Here is a 5485-nt window from a genome sequence, read left to right on the forward strand (position 1 = left end):
TTTCCTCCGCCAGGTTCGTCCCCGGAGGGTTAGTCAGGACCTAAGGCGAGGCAGAAGTGCGTAGTCGATGGACAACGGGTTAAAATTCCCGTACTGATTGTAGGTTGTGCAGAGGGACGGAGAAGGCTAGCTCAGCCGGGTGTTGGATGTCCCGGTTCAAGCGTGTAGTCGTGCTCTTTAGGCAAATCCGGAGAGCTTAGATGAGGCGTGATAACGAGTCTGCTTGCAGACGAAGTGAGTGATACCCTGCTTCCAGGAAAAGCCACTAAGCTTCAGTTACAGATTGACCGTACCGCAAACCGACACTGGTGCGCGAGATGAGTATTCTAAGGCGCTTGAGAGAACTCTGGAGAAGGAACTCGGCAAATTGACACCGTAACTTCGGAAGAAGGTGTGCCTCTAGTCAGTGAACCATTTACTTGGGGAGCTAAATGAGGCCGCAGAGAATCGGTGGCTGCGACTGTTTATTAAAAACACAGCACTCTGCAAAGACGAAAGTCGACGTATAGGGTGTGACGCCTGCCCGGTGCTGGAAGATTAAATGATGGGGTGCAAGCTCTTGACTGAAGTCCCAGTAAACGGCGGCCGTAACTATAACGGTCCTAAGGTAGCGAAATTCCTTGTCGGGTAAGTTCCGACCTGCACGAATGGCGTAACGATGGCCACACTGTCTCCTCCAGAGACTCAGCGAAGTTGAAATGTTTGTGATGATGCAATCTCCCCGCGGAAAGACGGAAAGACCCCATGAACCTTTACTGTAGCTTTACATTGGACTTTGAACAGATCTGTGTAGGATAGGTGGGAGGCTTTGAAGTAGGGACGCTAGTTTCTATGGAGCCAACGTTGAAATACCACCCTGGTGTGTTTGAGGTTCTAACCTTGTCCCGTTATCCGGGATGGGGACAGTGTATGGTGGGCAGTTTGACTGGGGCGGTCTCCTCCCAAAGTGTAACGGAGGAGTTCGAAGGTACGCTAAATACGGTCGGAAATCGTGTTGATAGTGCATTGGCATAAGCGTGCTTGACTGCGAGACTGACAAGTCGAGCAGGTACGAAAGTAGGACAAAGTGATCCGGTGGTTCTGTATGGAAGGGCCATCGCTCAACGGATAAAAGGTACTCTGGGGATAACAGGCTGATACCGCCCAAGAGTTCATATCGACGGCGGTGTTTGGCACCTCGATGTCGGCTCATCTCATCCTGGGGCTGTAGCCGGTCCCAAGGGTATGGCTGTTCGCCATTTAAAGAGGTACGTGAGCTGGGTTTAAAACGTCGTGAGACAGTTTGGTCCCTATCTTCCGTGGGCGCTGCAAGATTGAGAGAGCCTGCTCCTAGTACGAGAGGACCGGAGTGGACGCACCTCTGGTGTATCGGTTGTCACGCCAGTGGCATCGCCGAGTAGCTAAGTGCGGAAGAGATAACCGCTGAAAGCATCTAAGCGGGAAACTCGTCTCAAGATGAGTCTTGCCGGGGCCTTGAGCCCCCTGAAGGGTCGTTCGAGACCAGGACGTTGATAGGCTGGGTGTGGAAGCGCAGTAATGCGTTAAGCTAACCAGTACTAATTGCCCGTGAGGCTTGACCCTATAACTTTGACAGTCCAGACCATCTGGCATCTGTTCAAAGACCAGGATTACAAGTTACGTCGTTCTTCAAACTGAAGACGCAATCAAATCAAAGCTGATTCACGCACGATAGCCATCGCTATAATGCAACTCTACGAATTGGGTTTGCTGTTCATATAACAGCAAGCCAACCAGTTAAGCCTGATGACCATAGCGAGTTGGTCCCACTCCTTCCCATCCCGAACAGGACAGTGAAATGACTCAGCGCCGATGATAGTGCGGATTCCCGTGTGAAAGTAGGTCATCGTCAGGCTATTATCCGAGGCGCCCGGTCACCCGACTGGGCGTTTCTATCTGCGTCGGCAGATACAAACGTTGAGGCGAACTCAGTGCTTGTATGTGCCGGACATCGATGAAGATCGATGGCTTGCAGATCGGAAGCAAATAGGTGTTGACACTAGTGCGAAAAGCGTCAATAATCCCGCTTCTGTGCTGATGACTGATCAGCGACGCGAAACGAAGCAGCGAGCGAAAGCGAGTTGGGTGAGTGGAGCGATGTTCTTTAAGAATTCACAGCCGATAAGCGTGGGCGTTTGAGGCGGAGTGCTGATGAGCAGTGATGTTCATCAAGTCCTTCGGACTTTAAACGCTCACGGAAAGAAGAATGAAGCTATGCAAATAGTCTTTGTTCGATTCCGTTGAGTAATCAAGATCGAACTGTAGAGTTTGATCCTGGCTCAGATTGAACGCTGGCGGCATGCCTTACACATGCAAGTCGAACGGTAACGCAGGTTAAGCTGGCGACGAGTGGCGAACGGGTGAGTAATATATCGGAACGTGCCCAGTTGTGGGGGATAACTGCTCGAAAGAGCAGCTAATACCGCATACGACCTGAGGGTGAAAGCGGGGGATCGCAAGACCTCGCGCAATTGGAGCGGCCGATATCAGATTAGCTAGTTGGCGGGGTAAAAGCCCACCAAGGCGACGATCTGTAGCTGGTCTGAGAGGACGACCAGCCACACTGGGACTGAGACACGGCCCAGACTCCTACGGGAGGCAGCAGTGGGGAATTTTGGACAATGGACGCAAGTCTGATCCAGCCATGCCGCGTGCGGGAAGAAGGCCTTCGGGTTGTAAACCGCTTTTGTCAGGGAAGAAAAGGTCGGGTAATACAGTTGCCTCATGACGGTACCTGAAGAATAAGCACCGGCTAACTACGTGCCAGCAGCCGCGGTAATACGTAGGGTGCAAGCGTTAATCGGAATTACTGGGCGTAAAGCGTGCGCAGGCGGTTATGCAAGACAGATGTGAAATCCCCGGGCTCAACCTGGGAACTGCATTTGTGACTGCATGGCTAGAGTACGGCAGAGGGGGATGGAATTCCGCGTGTAGCAGTGAAATGCGTAGATATGCGGAGGAACACCGATGGCGAAGGCAATCCCCTGGGCCTGTACTGACGCTCATGCACGAAAGCGTGGGGAGCAAACAGGATTAGATACCCTGGTAGTCCACGCCCTAAACGATGTCAACTGGTTGTTGGGGGTTTCTTCTCAGTAACGAAGCTAACGCGTGAAGTTGACCGCCTGGGGAGTACGGCCGCAAGGTTGAAACTCAAAGGAATTGACGGGGACCCGCACAAGCGGTGGATGATGTGGTTTAATTCGATGCAACGCGAAAAACCTTACCTACCCTTGACATGCCAGGAATCCTGCAGAGATGTGGGAGTGCTCGAAAGAGAACCTGGACACAGGTGCTGCATGGCCGTCGTCAGCTCGTGTCGTGAGATGTTGGGTTAAGTCCCGCAACGAGCGCAACCCTTGTCATTAGTTGCTACGAAAGGGCACTCTAATGAGACTGCCGGTGACAAACCGGAGGAAGGTGGGGATGACGTCAGGTCATCATGGCCCTTATGGGTAGGGCTACACACGTCATACAATGGCCGGTACAGAGGGCTGCCAACCCGCGAGGGGGAGCTAATCCCAGAAAACCGGTCGTAGTCCGGATCGTAGTCTGCAACTCGACTGCGTGAAGTCGGAATCGCTAGTAATCGCGGATCAGCTTGCCGCGGTGAATACGTTCCCGGGTCTTGTACACACCGCCCGTCACACCATGGGAGCGGGTTCTGCCAGAAGTAGTTAGCCTAACCGCAAGGAGGGCGATTACCACGGCAGGGTTCGTGACTGGGGTGAAGTCGTAACAAGGTAGCCGTATCGGAAGGTGCGGCTGGATCACCTCCTTTCTAGAAGAGATCGAGCCACGGCTGAGTCACTAGTGACTGAGCATGAGCGAGATCCACATGACTCATTTTTAAGCGCCCACACTTATCGGCTGTAATTCAACTGCAAGAGTGAATAAAGCGTGAGCCTGCCGAGCTGGCCTGGTCAGTGAGAGACGGGGCAAGCGAGACTGAGACGGGCCATGCGAAATAACGCGTGGGTCTGTAGCTCAGTCGGTTAGAGCACCGTCTTGATAAGGCGGGGGTCGCTGGTTCGAATCCAGCCAGACCCACCACGGATTTGAAAAGATCCCGGGGGATTAGCTCAGCTGGGAGAGCACCTGCTTTGCAAGCAGGGGGTCGTCGGTTCGATCCCGTCATCCTCCACCATTCACTCTGAACGATCTGGTTGACAAACCAAAGTATCCACAAGCTGAGAAGAGTTGTGGTTGTTCTGGTTTGTCAGTCAATATTGGCTGTTGTTCTTTAACAATTTGTAGAGTCGAATCAGCGCTGCTAGCGGAAAGCGAGATCTCGTAAAGGGGATTGAGCACCGTGCCGCTAGTAGCATTTTGATTGCGTCAACATAGACTTCAACTGAGCAAGAAATTGTTTAGGTATGAAGAACGGCGTAACGCGTGAATACTCAATAACGTATGGACCGATGAAACGGGTCTGTACGAGTTCTTGACCGACAGTGCAGTCAGCGCTGTCAAAGTTATAGGGTCAAGTGACTAAGTGCATGTGGTGGATGCCTTGGCGATTACAGGCGACGAAGGACGTGATAGCCTGCGATAAGCTTCGGGGAGCTGGCAAATTAGCTTTGATCCGGAGATTTCCGAATGGGGAAACCCACCCCGCGAGGGGTAACGCATACTGAATACATAGGTATGCGTGGCGAACCGGGTGAACTGAAACATCTCAGTAGCTCGAGGAAAAGACATCAACCGAGATTCCGAAAGTAGTGGCGAGCGAAATCGGAGTAGCCCTTGCGTTTTAGCAGTTGGCATATCAGAACGGAATGGAAAGTCCGGCCATAGCGGGTGATAGCCCCGTATGAAAAATGTTGATTGTGGAACTAAGCGCAAATAGAGTAGGGCGGGACACGTGAAATCCTGTCTGAATATGGGGGGACCATCCTCCAAGGCTAAATACTCGTAATCGACCGATAGTGAACTAGTACCGTGAGGGAAAGGCGAAAAGAACCCCGGGAGGGGAGTGAAATAGATCCTGAAACCGCATGCATACAAAAAGTAGGAGCCCGCAAGGGTGACTGCGTACCTTTTGTATAATGGGTCAGCGACTTACATTCAGTGGCGAGGTTAACCGAATAGGGAAGCCGTAGAGAAATCGAGTCCGAATAGGGCGAATTAGTCGCTGGGTGTAGACCCGAAACCAAGTGATCTATCCATGGCCAGGATGAAGGTACCGTAACAGGTGCTGGAGGTCCGAACCGACTAATGTTGCAAAATTAGCGGATGAGCTGTGGATAGGGGTGAAAGGCTAAACAAACTTGGAAATAGCTGGTTCTCTCCGAAAACTATTTAGGTAGTGCCTCAAGTATTACCATCGGGGGTAGAGCACTGTTATGGCTAGGGGGTCATGGCGACTTACCAAACCATTGCAAACTCCGAATACCGATGAGTACAGCTTGGGAGACAGAGCACCGGGTGCTAACGTCCGGACTCAAGAGGGAAACAACCCAGACCG

The 5485-nt window shown here is 52.1% G+C and carries 1 protein-coding gene, 2 tRNA genes and 4 rRNA genes; all 7 read left to right on the forward strand.

Annotation, left to right across the window (positions count from 1 at the left end; translation table 11 throughout):
* A 23S ribosomal RNA gene (locus tag LC605_RS30640) occupies positions 1-1581 on the forward strand; the annotation flags it as partial.
* 179 nt (positions 1582-1760) lie between these two features.
* Positions 1761-1873, forward strand: a 5S ribosomal RNA gene (gene rrf / locus LC605_RS30645).
* Between the two features lie 62 nt (positions 1874-1935).
* Positions 1936-2157: a hypothetical protein gene (locus tag LC605_RS30650; protein ID WP_229551186.1), complete on the forward strand. Its 222-nt coding sequence runs from the start codon at positions 1936-1938 to the stop codon at positions 2155-2157.
* 117 nt (positions 2158-2274) lie between these two features.
* Positions 2275-3799: ribosomal RNA gene (locus LC605_RS30655) — 16S ribosomal RNA — on the forward strand.
* Between the two features lie 195 nt (positions 3800-3994).
* A tRNA-Ile gene (locus LC605_RS30660) sits at positions 3995-4071 on the forward strand.
* An 18-nt stretch (positions 4072-4089) separates the two neighbouring features.
* A tRNA-Ala gene (locus LC605_RS30665) sits at positions 4090-4165 on the forward strand.
* A gap of 334 nt (positions 4166-4499) precedes the next feature.
* Positions 4500-5485 (forward strand): 23S ribosomal RNA (locus tag LC605_RS30670); the annotation flags it as partial.

This window comes from Nostoc sp. CHAB 5836 (assembly GCF_020829445.1).
GTDB lineage: Bacteria > Cyanobacteriota > Cyanobacteriia > Cyanobacteriales > Nostocaceae > Nostoc.